This window comes from Bacillus sp. FSL K6-0994, from assembly GCF_038630815.1.
GTDB classification, from domain to species: Bacteria; Bacillota; Bacilli; order Bacillales; family Bacillaceae; genus Bacillus; species Bacillus safensis.
In genome coordinates this window covers 3,159,800-3,177,215 of record NZ_CP152043.1, presented here as the reverse complement: position 1 = coordinate 3,177,215, position 17,416 = coordinate 3,159,800, and the positions used below count along the sequence as shown (strand labels likewise).

The following is a 17,416-nucleotide window of genomic DNA, read 5'->3' as shown; positions in this document are numbered from 1 at the left end:
ATAAGTTTATACACGCGAATGCTGCTTTAAAATCTGAATGCGTCCATTGCTGCCATCTACTGTCACAAGGTCACCGGATTGAAGTGTTTCAGTTGCTATTCTAGTACCTAAGACAGCTGGTATCATATACTCTCTTGCGATAATAGCTGAATGAGATAAAATGCCTCCAGCATCGGTGATGACTGCTTTTGCATCTCTAAATAAGCTCGTCCATAAAGGTGTGGTCGTTTTACAAACTAAAATATCATCCTTTTGAAATTGTGAGAATTCGTCAGCACATGTAATGACTTTTACTCTTCCAGAAACAATACCGCTGGATGCGCCAATTCCATGGATCACATCGTGTGTGTTGTTTTCATTTTCTCTTAATGAACCAAGCATTCTTTCTACTTGCTGCAGTTCAGCTTCAGTTGGTGTGCCAATGTAAGCCGGTGGTTGAATGTCTTCATTTTCCTTCATTTCTATCTTTCTTTGCTGGATAACCGAATTAAATGAGATAGACGTTGTGAGCGCTTTTTGTACCTCTTCATCGTAGAGATACCAAAGATCTTCTTGATGAGGAATGGCTCCTTTTTGTACAAGAAGTTCACCAATTTTTAATAGATATACCCGGGCCTTTGCATCTAACATGGCATCAATGTAGAAGTGGTGGTCATCTCGGATATTCGCTGCTTGAAGGGCAAATTGATACAGCGTCTCAAATTTTGTTTTAAACGATTCATCCTTCACTTGATTGATAAAATGTTTATACGTCTCTTGTCTTTTGATAACTGCTTTTGCAAATTCTTCATCAAAATCACAATGGCAATGGATATTATTTCTGATGATATCTAATATAAACTCTGGGTTTTCTGCCCAAGTCTCATCTGTAAGGTCATGACTTTTAATAGATCGCCAGCCGTAAACTTGGAGAAAACCCTCCAATTTCGAAATGAAATGCCTTCCTTTTTCCGAGTGATTGAGCGCATGTAACAGCTCCGAGTTCTTTTCATGATGAATAAATGCTTGGTGAAGTTCTGGATCTTGAAGGACATCCTTTGCGATATCAGATAGCACCTTGTCTGTTTCAAGAGATTTGTTCATCACACCTATCATCATTTCATGAAGCAAGACGACTTGGGTTTGGTCACCAGTATACGTGACAAGCATGTCTTCAATGATGGCTGATAGAATGACTTGTGGTATGACGATATCAAAATGATCATCATATGCTTGGATATAAAAATCCTTTAATTCTTCAAAGCCAATGATGGCTTTTTCAATGGTCATAGGTTCATTCATTTGGCGATCGAGTTTTTCGTAAAATGGAAAGAAATTTTTCTCTAGAATCTCATACATCCGTTCACTTAAATGTGGAAATAACTCAAATATACTTTCATCAAAAACGGGTGCAGCTCCCTCTTCCGCTTGTGGCAGATCCGGTGCTGAGTATAGGTGGCCTCTGTAAAGCTTAATATCTTTGATGTTCATATCAGGTACTTGATACTTTTCTCCATTTTTCTTCATCCCGCTTTTTAAGGCTGGTATGATCAGACTTGAGAAAAGAGGGCTCGTTGGACCAGGCATATGATCATCCATTGAAATCCAGAAATCCTGAAGCTCTTCTGGTTTCATTTGAAAAGAAGCACCTGCTGTTTCATTTACTGCTTTTGGAAGAGCTGTAGTAATCGGCCTTGCTTGAAGTAAATAAAACGACCCACCTGCAATTCCGAATTCGATATCGACTCCATGTCCGTAAAGTTCTTCTACTTGTTTCGTGATTTGTGTGATTTCTTTCAATTGATCATCGTTCAGGCAAAACTGGCCAGCCATTTCCTCCGATACCGGCTCCTCGATGACACCCTCTTGGAAAGGAACAATTTGCAGCTCTTTCGCCCCAAGTGTTTTTTCAATCGAAAAGTTCTCTTTATCTACAATAAACGTGTCTGGTGTCACAAGACCGGAGACAATTGCTTCTCCCAATCCGTAGCTTGCGGTCAGCATCATTTCATTTGTTTTCCCCGATACGGGATTCTCACTAAAGATGACACCGGAGACGTCAGAATGGATCAATCCTTGAACGACAACGGCCATGAGCGGCATCTCTTCCTCGTTTTCATTCATCTCTTCCTTATATTCTGTGACCCTCGCTGCAAAATAAGAAGACCAGCATTCTTTGACTGCCTGTAAAAACTCTTCATTTGTTTTGATATTTAAATAGGTCTCGTACTGTCCTGCAAATGAGGCGCCTTCGAGATCTTCAGCAACAGAAGAGGATCTGACTGCAACTGAGGGGTAAGTCTTCCGCAAGGATTGAAAGGACGAAAGCAGCTCTGCTTCCATTTGTAAAGGAAACGATGCTTCTTTGATTTTTTGAGAAAGGTTTTGTTCTGCTGGCTGCAGATTGTGATATGAAAGAAAGCTTGCAAAGCTGTTGGTTTTGATAATAAATCCATCTGGGACTGGCAGGCCGTGATTGTTTAATTTGATTAAATTCAGGCCTTTTGCCCCTGCGAGTGATGCGGATTCTTCAGCCGCATGAAATAAAACTGAATACATGGGAATGCCCCCTTATCCAAATAGCCAATGGTTTGTATGTCTCTCTATTTTTCAAAATGATAGTGCGCACTATCATTTTAATCATAGAATTGATTGGATGTTATTGTCAAAGACGGAAAGACCTATCTTTACAAAGGGGACAATCTCACTAATTTCCTTCTTCTTCTACAACAAAAGTCTCCGAACATGAAGAAAAAAGGCGAAATTGAAAACTGTGAATTGTTCATTATGCCAATCTTTACTATAATCAAGGAAGTAGACCATGAAGAGGGAGGGTTTTTGTGATTACAAAAGCCATATTTGCACTAGTTTTTCCTTTCCTGCTCGTTATTTTATTTTCAAAGGTTACTTACAATCATTACGTGGGCATTGCGTTAACAGCAGCGCTTTTATTTGCTTCGTACATGAAGGGATATACAGAAACCTACTTTATTGTGGGATTAGATATTATTTCTTTAGTAGCTGGGGCTTTGTTTATGGCTAAGAAAGAAATCGAAAAAAGAGAGAAAGCTGAAAAAAATCAATGATGTCATCGCCATCAAGAGCATGATGGCTGAAAATTGACATGTTTTAAACAAGAGCTGTGCTTACGATTTCTAGTAAGCGCAGCTTTCTTTTTCTGCCCATCGAATATCTCACTCCAAAATGTTCCATACTGAAAGGAAGGTTTTCTTAAGAGGGTTATTTGCCATGGGAGAGAGGGTATGACTGTATTGGAAATAAAAATCAAGTAAGAGCCGAACTTTAGTTCGTATTTTTGTGTTCTTTTATGATAATATATTCATTAGATAGATTTCGTAAACGAAACGGAGGCTTTGATGTGAGTGACCGCTTTGAATTAGTTTCTAACTATCAGCCCCAAGGAGATCAGCCAAAGGCGATTGAAAAGCTTGTTGAGGGGATCCATCAGGGGAAACAGCATCAAACGCTGTTAGGTGCTACAGGTACGGGAAAGACCTTTACTGTCTCCAACCTGATTAAAGAAGTGAACAAACCGACACTTGTCATTGCGCATAATAAGACACTTGCCGGTCAGTTATACAGCGAATTTAAGGAATTTTTTCCGAATAACGCTGTTGAATATTTTGTGAGTTACTATGATTATTATCAGCCAGAGGCATATGTGCCTCAGACCGATACATTTATTGAGAAGGATGCCAGCATCAATGATGAGATTGATAAGCTGAGACACTCGGCTACGTCCTCGTTATTTGAGAGAAGAGATGTCATCATCATTGCCAGTGTGTCCTGTATTTATGGCTTAGGTTCGCCAGAGGAATACAGAGAGCTTGTGCTGTCTTTGCGTACTGAAATGGAGATTGAACGCAATCAGCTTCTTCGTAAGCTGGTGGATATTCAGTATTCTCGTAATGATATAGATTTTCAGCGCGGAACCTTCCGAGTCCGAGGAGACGTCGTTGAGATTTTTCCTGCTTCACGAGATGAGCATTGTATCAGAGTGGAGTTTTTCGGTGATGAAATTGAACGTATTCGTGAAGTGGATGCGCTGACTGGAGAAATACTTGGTGATCGTGATCATGTGGCGATTTTCCCAGCATCTCACTTCGTCACAAGAGAAGAAAAAATGGAAAAAGCCATTATTAATATTGAACAAGAGCTAGAAGAACAGCTTGAAAAGCTTCGTGAAAATGGAAAATTGCTTGAAGCGCAGCGCCTTGAGCAGCGGACAAGATATGACCTTGAGATGATGAGAGAGATGGGCTTTTGTTCAGGAATTGAGAACTATTCAAGACATCTGACCTTGCGTCCTCCTGGTTCAACACCTTACACACTGCTTGATTATTTCCCAGATGATTTTATGATTGTTGTCGATGAGTCGCATGTGACGATTCCGCAAATCCGCGCCATGTACAACGGGGACCAAGCTAGAAAGCAAGTGTTGGTTGATCACGGATTCCGCCTGCCATCAGCACTTGATAACAGACCGCTCACCTTTGATGAGTTTGAAAAGCATATCAATCATATTGTGCATGTATCAGCAACGCCTGGTCCATACGAGCTTGAGAAAACACCAGAGGTTGTGGAACAAATTATCCGTCCAACAGGATTACTTGATCCAATTATTGAAGTTCGTCCGATTGAAGGACAAATTGATGACTTAATTGGAGAAATTCATGCACGAGTTGAGAAAAATGAGCGTGTGCTCGTGACAACACTGACGAAGAAAATGTCTGAGGATCTCACAGATTACTTAAAAGAAATCGGAATCAAGGTGAATTACCTGCATTCAGAGATTAAGACCCTTGAGCGGATTGAGATTATCCGTGATCTGCGTCTCGGTAAATATGATGTGCTTGTTGGAATCAACCTTCTTCGTGAAGGACTGGATATTCCAGAAGTGTCGCTCGTGGCCATTTTAGATGCGGATAAAGAAGGCTTTTTACGCTCTGAAATATCCCTCATCCAGACGATTGGCCGTGCAGCGAGAAATGCAGAAGGCCGGGTCATTATGTATGCAGACAATATGACGAAATCGATGGACATTGCGATTCAAGAAACGAAGCGAAGACGAGAACAGCAAGAAGCATATAACGAGAAATTCGGGATTACACCGCAAACGATCCATAAGAAAATTCGAGATGTCATTAAGGCGACAAAGATACATGAGGATTCAGAAGAATATGAAACAAAAGCAGCACCAAAACTTTCGAAAATGAGCAAAAAAGAACGAGAAAAAGTGATCGAAAAAGTCGAGATGGAAATGAAAGATGCAGCAAAAGCGCTTGATTTTGAAAAAGCAGCAGAATTAAGAGATCTACTGCTAGAGCTAAAAGCGGAAGGATGATTGCCTGATGGCTATGGAACGAATAGAGGTGAAAGGTGCTAGAGCCCACAACCTTAAAAATATTGATGTCAATATCCCGCGTGACCAGCTAGTGGTCATTACGGGATTATCTGGTTCAGGAAAATCGTCGCTTGCCTTTGATACGATTTATGCAGAAGGTCAGCGCAGGTACGTTGAATCTCTTTCAGCGTATGCACGCCAATTTCTTGGGCAGATGGATAAACCGGATGTAGATGCCATTGAAGGTCTTTCTCCGGCGATTAGTATTGACCAGAAAACGACGAGCCGAAACCCTAGATCAACAGTTGGTACTGTTACTGAAATTTATGATTACTTGCGTCTTTTGTATGCTCGAGTCGGAAAACCTATTTGTCCTATACATGGGATTGAAATTACGTCACAAACGATTGAGCAGATGACAGATCGTATTTTAGAGTATCCTGAAAGAACGAAATTACAAGTGCTTGCGCCAGTTGTATCCGGCCGCAAAGGAACACATGTGAAAGTGCTTGATCAAATTCGGAAGCAGGGCTATGTACGAGTGAGAGTCGATGGAGAGATGGAAGACCTTTCAGAAGATATCGAGCTTGAAAAGAACAAGAAGCATTCCATTGAAGTAGTCATTGATCGAATTGTCGTGAAGGAAGGCGTTGCTGCTCGGCTGTCTGACTCCCTTGAAACGGCTCTGCGGCTGGGCGAAGGCCGAGTGATGATTGATGTGATTGGACAAGAAGAGCTGTTATTCAGCGAACATCATGCTTGTCCGCATTGCGGGTTCTCTATTGGTGAGCTTGAGCCGAGAATGTTTTCATTTAATAGTCCTTTTGGTGCCTGCCCGAGCTGTGATGGGCTCGGTTCAAAACTGGAAGTCGACCCTGAGCTTGTCATTCCTAATAAGGATCTGACTTTACGGCAGCATGCCATTGCACCATGGGAGCCGCAAAGCTCGCAATACTATCCGCAGCTTCTTGAGGCTGTTTGTACACATTATGGCATCGACATGGACATTCCAGTGAAAGATATCCCATCGCATTTATTTGATAAAATTTTATATGGAAGCGGATCTGAACGGATTTATTTTAAATATGAAAATGATTTTGGTCAGGTACGTGAAAATGAAATTGAGTTTGAAGGCGTTCTTCGTAATATTGAACGGCGTTATAAGGAAACCAGCTCTGATTATATTCGTGAACAAATGGAAAAATATATGGCCAATCAGCCATGTCCGACATGTAAAGGATATCGTCTGAAAAAAGAAACGCTGGCGGTTCTCATCAATGGCAAGCATATCGGAGAAATCACCGATTTGTCTGTCTCTGATGCCCTTGATTTCTATGAAAAAATTGAGTTGTCTGAGAAAGATTTGCAGATTGCCCAGCTCATTTTACGTGAAATCAAAGAGCGTTTGTCCTTCTTAAATAATGTGGGATTAGATTATCTGAATTTGAGCCGGTCCGCTGGCACACTATCAGGCGGAGAGGCGCAGCGGATTCGCCTGGCGACTCAAATCGGGTCAAGGCTGACAGGTGTTCTTTATATATTAGATGAACCATCCATTGGTCTGCATCAACGCGATAATGACCGGTTGATCGGGACGTTGAAAAACATGCGCGACATCGGGAACACACTAATTGTCGTGGAGCATGATGAAGATACTATGCTAGCCGCTGATTATTTAATAGATATTGGACCTGGAGCAGGAGTTCATGGGGGAGAAGTGATTTCAGCTGGAACGCCAGAAGAAGTCATGAAGGACCCGAAATCCTTAACAGGACAATATTTATCTGGTGAGAAATTTATCCCGCTGCCAATTGAGAGAAGAAAGCCTGACGGCCGCTATATTGAGATAAAAGGTGCAAAAGAAAACAACCTGAAAAACGTGAATGCGAAGTTTCCTCTTGGCGTTTTTACAGCTGTGACCGGAGTATCCGGCTCAGGGAAAAGTACGCTTGTGAATGAAATTCTATTAAAATCACTTTCACAAAAATTGCACAGAGCGAAGGCGAAGCCAGGGCAGCACAAAGAAATCAAAGGAATGGATCATTTGGATAAGGTCATTGATATTGATCAATCTCCAATTGGCCGTACACCAAGATCCAACCCTGCCACGTATACAGGTGTCTTTGATGATGTGCGGGATGTGTTTGCACAAACCAACGAAGCAAAGGTACGAGGCTATAAAAAAGGCAGATTCAGCTTTAACGTCAAAGGCGGCCGCTGTGAGGCGTGCCGCGGGGATGGCATCATTAAAATTGAAATGCACTTTTTGCCAGATGTGTATGTGCCTTGTGAAGTGTGTCACGGGAAACGTTATAACCGCGAAACACTCGAGGTCACATATAAAGGAAAAAACATTGCTGATGTGCTTGAAATGACCGTGGAGGATGCACTCCAATTTTTCGAGAATATCCCGAAAATTAAGCGGAAGCTTCAAACGATTTATGATGTGGGGCTAGGATACATTACACTTGGACAGCCTGCAACGACATTGTCCGGAGGAGAGGCGCAGCGCGTGAAATTGGCATCTGAGCTTCACCGCCGTTCAAACGGAAGGTCTCTTTATATTTTGGACGAGCCGACAACAGGTTTGCATGTGGATGATATTGCCCGTTTATTAAAAGTGCTTCAGCGTTTGGTTGAAAATGGAGATACGGTGTTGGTCATTGAGCACAACCTTGATATTATCAAGGCTGCTGATTACCTTGTTGATCTCGGACCAGAAGGCGGTGCAGGCGGCGGAACGATCATTGCCTCTGGCACTCCTGAGCACATTGCAAAAGAAGAAGCATCTTACACAGGAAAATACTTGAAGCCTATTTTAGAGCGTGACCGTAAACGCATGAAACAACTGGTTAAAGAAACGGAAAGTGTGACTTCTTCATAAAGAAAACCCCTCGATAAGAGGGGTTTTCTTTTATTGCACATCTTCCTTCGGCATTAAATTACTGAGGTGCGTTAAATCCTTTAAAATATGGGTGCTGCTGCTGTCGAGCAGTACCTTTAAATAACGGATATCACCATACTTTGGATGAGACGGATGAATGGTCTCAAGCTCCTTGATCATATCGCTGTTCATGCTTTTTTGTTTCTGTATAAGGTCTAAAAGCGTTTGAGCCGTGTGGTTTGAATTATGATGATCTGTCAAAATAATTACCCCCTATAATGATAATCACCATCTTTTCAACATATTTTAAAGGGTAATCTGTGAAGAATCTACTCTTAGGTGCAAAAAGAAATAATTTGTGTCTAAGGTCATATGTAAATCGAATGATTTTGAAACTTTTTATACGCAATAAACGTATGAGTTAGAAAGGAATTTTCGTTATGAAGGAGCGAATATATATGAATAGAGATCAGTCGATTATTGCTTCTATTTGTTATTTTAGTGTATTGTTTATGCCGTTTATCGTACCGATCGTGGCGTTTTTTGTAGTAGATCAAAAGGAAACGAAGCGGCACGCGATGCGGGCATTATGGTCACATCTTTTGCCAGTCGCAGCGTGCATTCTGTTGGTTTTTGGGTCTATCCCATTTTTATTGGCGACACAGGCAGGCGACTCGCTCATTCCAGTCATGACGGTGTTCATCTTGTCTTTTTTAGTAGTTATTGGCTTTTTGATCTCTGTCATTTGGAATATCATTCAAGGTATTAAAGTACTTCAATCCATCAAATCTTAGGAGGGCTTTGTATGAATGAAAAAGAACGAATTTTAAAATTAGTAGAAGACGGAGTATTATCAGCAAAAGAAGCAATTACGCTGCTGGAAAAACTAGAAGAAGGTCAGTCAGTCTCATTAGAAAAGTCTACGGCTGATCACAGCTTTCATGAAGAAAAAGCTGGAGCAGAGAGCAAAGGAAATGGTACCGAAAATCTTGGTGCAAAGCTGTTTGGCTGGTTAGATTCTGCGGTGAAAAAGGTAAAAGACGTGGATCTTGATTTGAACTTTGGACAGTCAGTTGATGTTGAGCACATTTTTCAGTTCAAAGATGCATCGCTTTCTCATTTAGATATTCAATTGGCGAACGGCAGTCTCAACGTGATGCCTTGGGACGATCGAGATATTCGAGCTGAGTGCCATGCGAAAATCTACCGTGCAGAGGATGGAGAGCAGGCAAGACAGCAATTTCTCAATCAATTGGACTGCGGGCTTGAAGGAGATAAATTTTTTATTCGAACCGAAAAGAAGACGATGAAAGTCAATGTTACATTATACGTACCTCGTATCCAATACGATAAGATTAAGGTCAAGCTGTTTAATGGACCGATTCGCGGGGAAAAGCTAAAGACAAAAGAACTTGCCGCGAAAACGACAAATGGGGTTGTCTCTTTTGCTTCGTTACAAGCAGAAAAAGTCGGAATTGAAACAGCAAACGGACAAATCAAACTGGCAGATCATGAGTGTGGTATGATTGAGGTAGAAACCATCAATGGGCTCATAGACCTGCGTGGGAAAAGTGAATCAATTGATGCCCAAAGCTTTAATGGAAATATTGCTGTTCAGCTGTCAGATGAAAAGTGCCGTTCCATCTATGCGAAAACGACAACAGGCAGTGTGGACGTTCAAATCCCGCGTGCTTGTGCAGTGACCGCTGAGCTGAAAAGCAATCTCGGGTCTATCTCTCACGATTTACTTGATGCAGAGATGATTAAAGAGAAAAATGAAACATTACAAAAAGAGAAAATGATCAAAGCCAATCAACAAGCGGTGCACAGTATATCCATTTTTGCAGAAACAAAAACAGGCTCAATACAAGTAAAGCACCAATCAGACAAGGAGTGATTCTACATGAAGAAGCTTTATCGTTCAGCAACAGATAAAAAAATAGCGGGTGTTGTTGGTGGACTTGCGGAATATTTAGGTGTGGATGCATCCCTGCTTCGCATTTTAACCGTCATCATCGGATTTTTGACAGCATTTATGCCGATCTTCCTGATCTACTTCATCTGGTATTTTGTTGTTCCGGAAGAAGGCACTAAATAAATGCTTAGATGGATCGTCAGTATTTTAGTAAATGCATTACTTTTAATCGTCATTGCTGGATATTTTGATTCGGGCATTCTGCCTGGACTCGGGAGCGTGTATATTGAAGGTTTTGGCGCAGCCATTGTGGCAAGTATCATTTTGTCCTTGCTCAATATTTTAGTGAAGCCGTTTTTGATCATTTTAACGCTTCCAGTGACCGTTCTTTCACTAGGATTGTTCTTATTTGTCATCAATGCGATTACACTCATGATGACATCGAGCTTTATGGGAGATAGCTTTAACATTGATGGATTCGGAACGGCCATTTGGATGGCTGTCATTTTATCCATTTTCCACCTGTTGATACAAAAAGGAATTGTAGAGCCGTTAGCGAAAAAAAGCTAACGGTTTTTTTGTGCAAATTTGCATCGTTTCTCCGTTCCATCTGACATAAAAACGACCTTCAGGAGACACAATATCCGAAGGGAGGCGGTGCAAGATGGTGAACGTGAGCAGACAAATCATGCTTTTATGTTTTTTTATCATTCTTTTTTGTTTCAGTCAGCCTGCTTCAGCAGGACCTTTTCTTCAAACAGAAGTGAATGTACCGGACAAGCCTTTTTCGCCTTTTATCTTTGACCAATTTCATGTGGACGTCCGCCCGGTTCTAGGAAAAAGCCATGATCTACAGTTTCGTGCGTCCATTAGTGACCAAGAACAGATTTTGTCTGCGAACTTGTATTATAAACAAAGTGATGAACTGGGGTATCGCTTGATTCCAATGGAACGGCTGCCAGGGATGAAGCCAGAATTTACAGCGAAAATTCCGCCAGATCAATTATGGAATCCAACTGTTCGTTACTATACAGAGTTCCTTACGCAAAAATCAGTCATCAAAACGGCTGAGAAATCGGTTCATTTAAATGGATTTGAAGAAGATCTTTCACATATTCCGGACTTATTCATCACAGAAATTGTCGTCAATTCAAAAAACCGAAAAGGCAAAGATGCTTTTGAGTTTATCGAAGTGTATAACACGACACAGGCGCCTATCTCTCTTAAACATTATCAGCTCCGCTACCGCAATCCTGCACAGGGAATTGAAATGGATGATGTATATTCCTTTCACACAAATCCAGTCACCATTTCACCTGGAAAACCTTATGTATTCTGGCTGAGAAAAAAAGGGCAGGAGCATTTAACGGCAGCGGACTTTAATGCCATGTACAAAAGCCAATTAAAAGAGGGCGAGCATCTATCCATTATCGAGAGCAAAGGGCTGTCCAACTCAAAATCTCGTCTTGTTTCGATCACAACAAATATAGGTGAAGAGATTTCTTCTGCCGCATTTCGTTTGAAGCCATCATGGTTTAGCGAGCATAAATCCTTGCTGTTTAAGTATCCAATGGATGGTACGACGCAGACGAAGCTGATTTCGAAAATTGAGGAAGAACCCACTCCAGGTAAAGTGCTAAAAGCACAAATTCCATCGGAAAAAAAGGAAATTTCTCAAGATATCCATAAACCTGTGATTGAAGATATGACGGTAAGGAAACCGGTGAAACCAACTGAAAGTGTAGAGATTAAAGCAGATGTCCAAGATGATCAGGCCGTAAAAACCGTCAAGCTGCGCTATCGAACGAATCGAAAAGATCCGTTTAAGGAAATACTGCTGCAAAAAGACCATAATGACCGGCTATTTCATCATATTATTTATTCACCTGAGTTGATTGGGAAAGAACAATTGGAGTATCAGCTTGAAGCGTCAGACGGCGAAAATGAAGCCAAGACGTTGAAAAAAACGATTGATGTGGAACAAGTCAGTAAAGCCCACGGTCTGCGATTCAATGTAGAAGAGGGAGATACGGTATCAGGTTTATTTTCATTAAAGGCAACGTCTGATCAGAAAAAAAGCATCGAATTACGGATAGATGGAAAACGGAATCAGCAAGTATCCTCTGCCCTTGAAGCAGATCCATATATCGCATTTGATGTCAAAGGAACAAATTTATATTTTAAAAATGGTGTGTATATAGGTAGGCGTTTACTTTCTATTTTTGATGATTCGACAAAAGTGTACCGTACCTATACAATGCCAATACCCGAAGAAGAGATAAAAAAGGCAGGTCTCCAAACGATCTCTTTTCACGCTGGTACAAAGTCTTCTCCGGTGGACCGGCTGCCTGGAGAGAATCATGATGATTTTGAATTGAAAAACGTCAGGATGATTTTATCAAATGGAACACAAATTCCGCCAATCAATGCGAAGCCGCTAAAAGAATGGAGAATGGGAGACAGCGGGAACGCAAAAAAGGTGAGAACGTTTCAATTTGAGATTCCAAAAGAGGCGTATGTCTCAACCTATATAAAGTGGGACACAAAAAGGCTGAAAGAAGGGCCGCACCTGATTGAGGCCAAAACCTCAGACGAGTACGCTTCAGTACGTGTGAAAGTTGATAACACTGGGCCGAGAATTAAGACCAACGTAAAAGCAAAGGATCAATATAAAGGCGCCTTTACATTAAAAGCAAAAGTAACGGATCGCTGGAGTGACATAGAGGAGTTGAAGGCATATGTAGATGGCAAACCAGTTTCTTTGCCATATCAGACGTCCTCTAGTGAATTAAAGCCTGGAAAGCACACGTTTACAATTAAAGCAAAAGACGCTGCCGGGAACATGTCGACGTTGAAAAAAGAGTTCAAGACGGTACATGAGCATCCTGAAACACCAGAGCGGGTGGCAGATAAGACGAAAATGAAATCATCAAAACAAACTGTGCTAACCAAGGATCCAACGAATGATAAGTTAGATTACTCTTTTTATCGTGCCTATCAATATACATCGCTGCATCCTTCAATGAAGATTTTTAAGTATGCAGCAGAGACAGAACCGCCTAAGAGTTATCTCCAAAAAGGAGAAATGATTTTTTCTGATCAAGAAAGGAACCGCATTGCATTTGTTGATGGGAAGTCAGTTGAAACGAAGGATTTACAGCGCTTTCCTTATCATCGTTTTCAAATTAAGGTTCATCATGATGTACGTGAAAAGGATGTCGTCGAAGCTGTATGGAAAGGGAGTTCCTTGTCAGGGAGAAAGGTGACAATGTACGCGTGGAATCACCAGCAGGAAAAGTGGGATAAAATCACTCATCACTTTGCCAAGGATCAAAAGGAATTTTACCTGAAAGGGCTGCTGTCAGTGAGACAGTACATGAAGAATCAAACGTTTGATTTGCTAGTACAGGATGAAATCAGCAAATCGCAAAAGCCATATAAGATGATATGGATGTCTGATACTCAATATTATGCAAAGAGCTATCCTCATATCTTTAAACAAATGGTCGAATGGATCAGAGATCAAAGGGAAAAATTAAACATTCAATATGTGTTCCATACAGGCGATATTGTGGATGATTCAAAGGATAAGCAATGGCACCGTGCTGATACGTTTATGCGTGTATTAGATGAGAATCACATTCCCTATGGTGTTTTAGCAGGAAATCATGATGTTAGACACAAGGATGGTTTATATGCGGAATACGGAAAATATTTCGGGGAAAAACGCTTTGCGGATAAGCCTTACTATGGTGAATCCTATCGAAACAATAAAGGTCATTATGATCTCATCTCTGCCGGCGGCAATGATTATATGATGGTGTACATGGGCTGGGGGATTAAGCAAGATGAAATTGATTGGTTAAACCGTGTCATTTCTGAGCATCCAGATCGTATCGTCATTTTAAATTTCCATGAGTATTTGTTAGTGAGCGGCAACCGAAGCCCGATTGGCGACCTCATCTTCCATCAAGTGGTGAAACGCCATCCTAATATTGTGGCCGTATTTAGCGGCCATTACCATGGAGCAAGCAGGAAAGTAGATGAGCTTGATGATGACCATGATGGAAAAGTAGACAGGAAAGTATATCAAATACTCGCCGATTATCAGTCAGGACCTGAAGGTGGTCAAGGGTTTATGAGGGTAATAACAGCCGATCAAGAAAAAAATCAGCTTCATTTTACGACATACTCACCTTACTTGAATCAAGAGCATTTTTATGATCCTAAAACGTATGGAGATCAAGATGAATTTTCAATCGATGTGGATTTGACACCGAAAATGAAATCTGTCAAAACCAATTATTTTGAACTCAATGTGTATACGAATGTTCTTCTAGGAGAGGCTCGAGGCATAAAAAGCGGCAAAAAAGCGAGCTTTGAGTGGAAGGGCTTAAAGCCAAATGAAGATTATTATTGGTACACTGTAGCAAAAGATCGTTTTCAAGGAAAAGCCATTTCTCCAATATGGAAAATTCATACAAAAGATGATGACGAAATAAAATTTCTTAGGAAATAAAAAAACAGTGCTCCGTGTCAGGGGCACTGTTTATCTTTCCATTGTATGAATGAGCTTGTAACGATCCCCTCTATAAACGGAAACAACATACTCAAATGGAATGTCTTTTTGAAAAAAAGTCGTTCTTGTTATGGACAGCACAGGGTCTCCTGCTAGAATAGACAGCAAGTGTGCTTCTTCCTTTGAGGCAACATTGGCTTCAAGCTCCTGTTTGGCATGAGCAATGACATGGCCAGTGTGAGTTTCAATATATTCATATAAAGAGCCAGTTAAATGTTTCTTTGTTAAATCTCCTGCAAATCTTTCAGGTATATAGCTCGTTTCAATCGCCATCGGTTCATCATTTGCAAGGCGTATCCGTTTTAGTTCAAATACAGCATCACTATTAGTCAGCTGTAAGACGGGCAGCAAGTGCTCTGGACATGCGGTTTTTTTAAAGTCAATCAGCTGGCTTGATGCTTTGAGCCCACGCTGGCGCATATCCTCTGAAAAGCTTGTTAAGCCTTGAAGCGGCTGTTCAAATTTTTTCCGGCTAACAAAGGTGCCTTTTCCTTTTTGACGATACAAATATCCTTCGTTCACAAGATTCGATAAGGCTTGTCTGACAGTCATTCGACTAATACCAAAGCGTTCGGCATATTCTCTTTCAGAAGGAATGAGTGTATCAGGTGCTAATGTTCCATCCTCAATCTGCTTTTTCAAGTTCTCCATAATCTGATGGTACATCGGAATAGGTGACTGCTTATCAATAAACATGTGAAAATCCTCTCGTTTTTAGCGTAGTGATCCAGCTTCTCGATCAATCATAACCGTTACATCTTCATGAAGTTTCAGTGCAGACGCTGGGAAGTCCGGATGAATCTCTGCCCGTTCTAAATATTGTATCACTTTCGCTTTTGATTTTCCCGAAGCAAGAAGGAGAATCTTTTTACTTGAAAGAATGCTCGCGATTCCCATTGTGATGGCATGTGTAGGTACCTCATCAATAGAAGAAAAGAATCTTGCGTTAGCCTGTCTCGTGTTTTCATCTAACTGCACGACATGAGTCTTTGAGTTGAAAGGGGTACCTGGTTCGTTAAAACCGATATGCCCATTTTGACCGATTCCAAGGAGCTGAAGATCGATGCCGCCTACATCCTCAATGAGCTGGTCATATCTTAAGCATTCCTTTTCTAAATGAGCTGCTTTGCCATTTGGAAGAAAATACTGATCTTGAGGGAGATCAATATGGTCAAATAAATGACGTTTCATGTAGGTCATATAACTATTTTCGTGTTCTGGATTGAGTCCTGCATATTCATCTAAATTGATTGTTTTTGTTTGCTTGAAAGACAGTTGATTCGCTTGATGAAGTTGAATTAACTCTTTGTAAGTTTCAATAGGTGTACCGCCCGTTGCTAGGCCGAGTACGGCATCGGGTTTAGCAGCTATTGTCCTTGCAATGATGGCAGCTGCTTCTTTTCCTAATTGATCTTTGCTTTCAAATTCGATGATGTTCATGAGTGGTTGGCCTCCTTTTTTTCAAAGACGATTTGTCCACGGCAGATCGTCATCATCAGTTCACCAGATTCATCCCAAATCACCAAATCTGCTATTTTTCCAATTTCGATGGAACCGAGCTGTTGGTCAAGACCCAGTTGAGCGGCTGCATTAGTTGAGGTCATCTTCGCAATCTCTGTCCATTCACAATTTGTGAGCTGTTTCATCCGTTTGACGCCATCTTTCATTCGCAAAATTGATCCTGCAAGTGTACCATCGTCCAGCAATGCTTTTTCGCCGCTGACTGTGACCGTCTGACCGCCAAATTCGTATGTTCCATCCCCAAGACCTTTTGCACGCATTGAGTCTGTGATCATGATCAAACGATCACTTCCTTTTGCCAAATACGCAAGCTTGATGGAAAGAGGGTGGGAGTGAATTCCATCTGTGATCAGCTCGGTATAAAGGTTCTCATTCGTAAGAGCAGCACCTACAGCATTCGGTTCACGATGCTGAAACGAACTCAGTGCATTATAAAGGTGTGTTACATGGCGTGCACCATGCTTAGCTGCTAAATTCATCATGTCATGACGGGCATTCGTATGTCCAATAGAAGGGATCATGTTCATTTCCTGTAACATGGAAAGGAAAGCAAAATCTGTGTCTTCCTCAGGCGAAAACGTGACAATTCGAATGAGCTGTTCAGAAGCATCCAGCCATTTTTTAAAAAGCGGAATATCGGGCTGTTTAATCCATTGAACAGGCTGTGCCCCTGCCTTATCTTTAGAAATAAATGGACCTTCTAGGTGGATTCCTATACATTGTGCCTGACTTCCTGCTTGTGCTTCATTACTTTGTTTCCACTGAGCGACATTTTTAAGTGCCTGCTCAATCTCATGATGGTTTTGTGTGATGGTTGTCGCTAAAAAACTTGTCGTTCCTTCGGACGGAAGGTTGTCAGCGAGTGTATTCATTGCTTCTGCTGTCGCATCCATCATGTCTGCACCATATCCGCCATGGATGTGAATATCAATCATTCCAGGGAGTAAATAAAAGTTTTCCCGGGAAATATATACTTTTTCATAATTTCCTGTCGGTGGAGATGTTGAAATATAGTCAATCTTGCCATCGCGTAAACCGACAAAACCGTTTTCAATGATCTTTGTCTTTGTCACAATATGAATATTGGAGAGCAATAAAGAACCGCTCATGTTTGAGCCCCCTTATTCGTTATCTTTACTTTAAGTTTACTCTTTTTAAGTATAGTTGTCTATA

Annotated in this window: 13 protein-coding genes; 8 read left to right on the top strand and 5 right to left on the bottom strand. The window is 41.1% G+C overall.

Going from position 1 to position 17,416, the window contains the following annotated elements:
- Positions 1 to 6: 6 nt before the first annotated feature.
- Positions 7 to 2,538 (bottom strand): PEP/pyruvate-binding domain-containing protein, encoded by a 2,532-nt coding sequence (locus MHB69_RS16645; RefSeq protein ID WP_101676514.1) that lies wholly within the window; start codon positions 2,536 to 2,538, stop codon positions 7 to 9.
- A 281-nt stretch (positions 2,539 to 2,819) separates the two neighbouring features.
- On the opposite strand from MHB69_RS16645, the gene MHB69_RS16640 reads away from it, so the two are divergent.
- The 3 genes from MHB69_RS16640 to uvrA all read left to right on the top strand — a co-directional run bounded on the left by MHB69_RS16640 (position 2,820) and on the right by uvrA (position 8,228).
- Entirely contained in the window at positions 2,820 to 3,065 is a 246-nt protein-coding gene (locus MHB69_RS16640) for a CsbA family protein (protein WP_034281059.1), read from the top strand.
- Between the two features lie 293 nt (positions 3,066 to 3,358).
- Entirely contained in the window at positions 3,359 to 5,344 is a 1,986-nt protein-coding gene (uvrB, locus tag MHB69_RS16635) for an excinuclease ABC subunit UvrB (protein WP_342495788.1), read from the top strand.
- Positions 5,345 to 5,351: 7 nt separating this feature from the next.
- On the top strand, positions 5,352 to 8,228 hold the full coding sequence (gene uvrA, locus MHB69_RS16630) for an excinuclease ABC subunit UvrA (RefSeq protein ID WP_025093988.1): 2,877 nt from the start codon (positions 5,352 to 5,354) through the stop codon (positions 8,226 to 8,228).
- A 30-nt stretch (positions 8,229 to 8,258) separates the two neighbouring features.
- Here the strand turns inward: uvrA and MHB69_RS16625 are convergent, their stop codons facing one another.
- Complete coding sequence (locus MHB69_RS16625) at positions 8,259 to 8,489, bottom strand: hypothetical protein (protein WP_034281058.1); 231 nt, start codon at positions 8,487 to 8,489, stop codon at positions 8,259 to 8,261.
- Between the two features lie 197 nt (positions 8,490 to 8,686).
- Here MHB69_RS16625 and MHB69_RS16620 point away from each other — a divergent pair, with 197 nt between their 5' ends.
- From MHB69_RS16620 to MHB69_RS16600, 5 genes are all read left to right on the top strand, one after another.
- Positions 8,687 to 9,022, top strand: coding sequence for a DUF4870 domain-containing protein (locus MHB69_RS16620; protein ID WP_081124890.1), 336 nt, complete (start codon positions 8,687 to 8,689; stop codon positions 9,020 to 9,022).
- An 11-nt stretch (positions 9,023 to 9,033) separates the two neighbouring features.
- Positions 9,034 to 10,125 (top strand): DUF4097 domain-containing protein, encoded by a 1,092-nt coding sequence (locus MHB69_RS16615; RefSeq protein ID WP_034281057.1) that lies wholly within the window; start codon positions 9,034 to 9,036, stop codon positions 10,123 to 10,125.
- A gap of 6 nt (positions 10,126 to 10,131) precedes the next feature.
- Entirely contained in the window at positions 10,132 to 10,326 is a 195-nt protein-coding gene (locus tag MHB69_RS16610) for a PspC domain-containing protein (protein WP_024427656.1), read from the top strand.
- Positions 10,327 to 10,713 (top strand): phage holin family protein, encoded by a 387-nt coding sequence (locus tag MHB69_RS16605; protein ID WP_024423577.1) that lies wholly within the window; start codon positions 10,327 to 10,329, stop codon positions 10,711 to 10,713.
- Between the two features lie 94 nt (positions 10,714 to 10,807).
- On the top strand, positions 10,808 to 14,662 hold the full coding sequence (locus MHB69_RS16600; protein WP_342495787.1) for a metallophosphoesterase: 3,855 nt from the start codon (positions 10,808 to 10,810) through the stop codon (positions 14,660 to 14,662).
- A 30-nt stretch (positions 14,663 to 14,692) separates the two neighbouring features.
- Here the strand turns inward: MHB69_RS16600 and MHB69_RS16595 are convergent, their stop codons facing one another.
- The 3 genes from MHB69_RS16595 to nagA are packed head-to-tail and all read right to left on the bottom strand — an operon-like array spanning position 14,693 to position 17,352.
- Positions 14,693 to 15,418, bottom strand: a complete 726-nt coding sequence (locus tag MHB69_RS16595; protein ID WP_176967177.1) for a GntR family transcriptional regulator — start codon at positions 15,416 to 15,418, stop codon at positions 14,693 to 14,695.
- An 18-nt stretch (positions 15,419 to 15,436) separates the two neighbouring features.
- Positions 15,437 to 16,162: a glucosamine-6-phosphate deaminase gene (nagB, locus tag MHB69_RS16590; RefSeq protein ID WP_176967178.1), complete on the bottom strand. Its 726-nt coding sequence runs from the start codon at positions 16,160 to 16,162 to the stop codon at positions 15,437 to 15,439.
- Positions 16,159 to 17,352: an N-acetylglucosamine-6-phosphate deacetylase gene (gene nagA / locus MHB69_RS16585; RefSeq protein ID WP_176967179.1), complete on the bottom strand. Its 1,194-nt coding sequence runs from the start codon at positions 17,350 to 17,352 to the stop codon at positions 16,159 to 16,161. Before nagA ends, nagB begins: the two co-directional genes overlap by 4 nt.
- Positions 17,353 to 17,416: the final 64 nt, after the last annotated feature.

Bases quoted from the DNA above. Each gene is read 5' to 3' on its own strand.
- nagB (WP_176967178.1), bottom strand. From the start codon at position 16,162: ATGAACATCATCGAATTTGAAAGCAAAGATCAATTAGGAAAAGAAGCA.
- MHB69_RS16595 (WP_176967177.1), bottom strand. From the start codon at position 15,418: ATGTTTATTGATAAGCAGTCACCTATTCCGATGTACCATCAGATTATG.
- MHB69_RS16615 (WP_034281057.1), top strand. From the start codon at position 9,034: ATGAATGAAAAAGAACGAATTTTAAAATTAGTAGAAGACGGAGTATTA.
- MHB69_RS16605 (WP_024423577.1), top strand. From the start codon at position 10,327: ATGCTTAGATGGATCGTCAGTATTTTAGTAAATGCATTACTTTTAATC.
- MHB69_RS16645 (WP_101676514.1), bottom strand. From the start codon at position 2,538: ATGTATTCAGTTTTATTTCATGCGGCTGAAGAATCCGCATCACTCGCA.
- uvrA (WP_025093988.1), top strand. From the start codon at position 5,352: ATGGCTATGGAACGAATAGAGGTGAAAGGTGCTAGAGCCCACAACCTT.
- MHB69_RS16610 (WP_024427656.1), top strand. From the start codon at position 10,132: ATGAAGAAGCTTTATCGTTCAGCAACAGATAAAAAAATAGCGGGTGTT.
- MHB69_RS16600 (WP_342495787.1), top strand. From the start codon at position 10,808: ATGGTGAACGTGAGCAGACAAATCATGCTTTTATGTTTTTTTATCATT.
- MHB69_RS16620 (WP_081124890.1), top strand. From the start codon at position 8,687: ATGAATAGAGATCAGTCGATTATTGCTTCTATTTGTTATTTTAGTGTA.
- nagA (WP_176967179.1), bottom strand. From the start codon at position 17,352: ATGAGCGGTTCTTTATTGCTCTCCAATATTCATATTGTGACAAAGACA.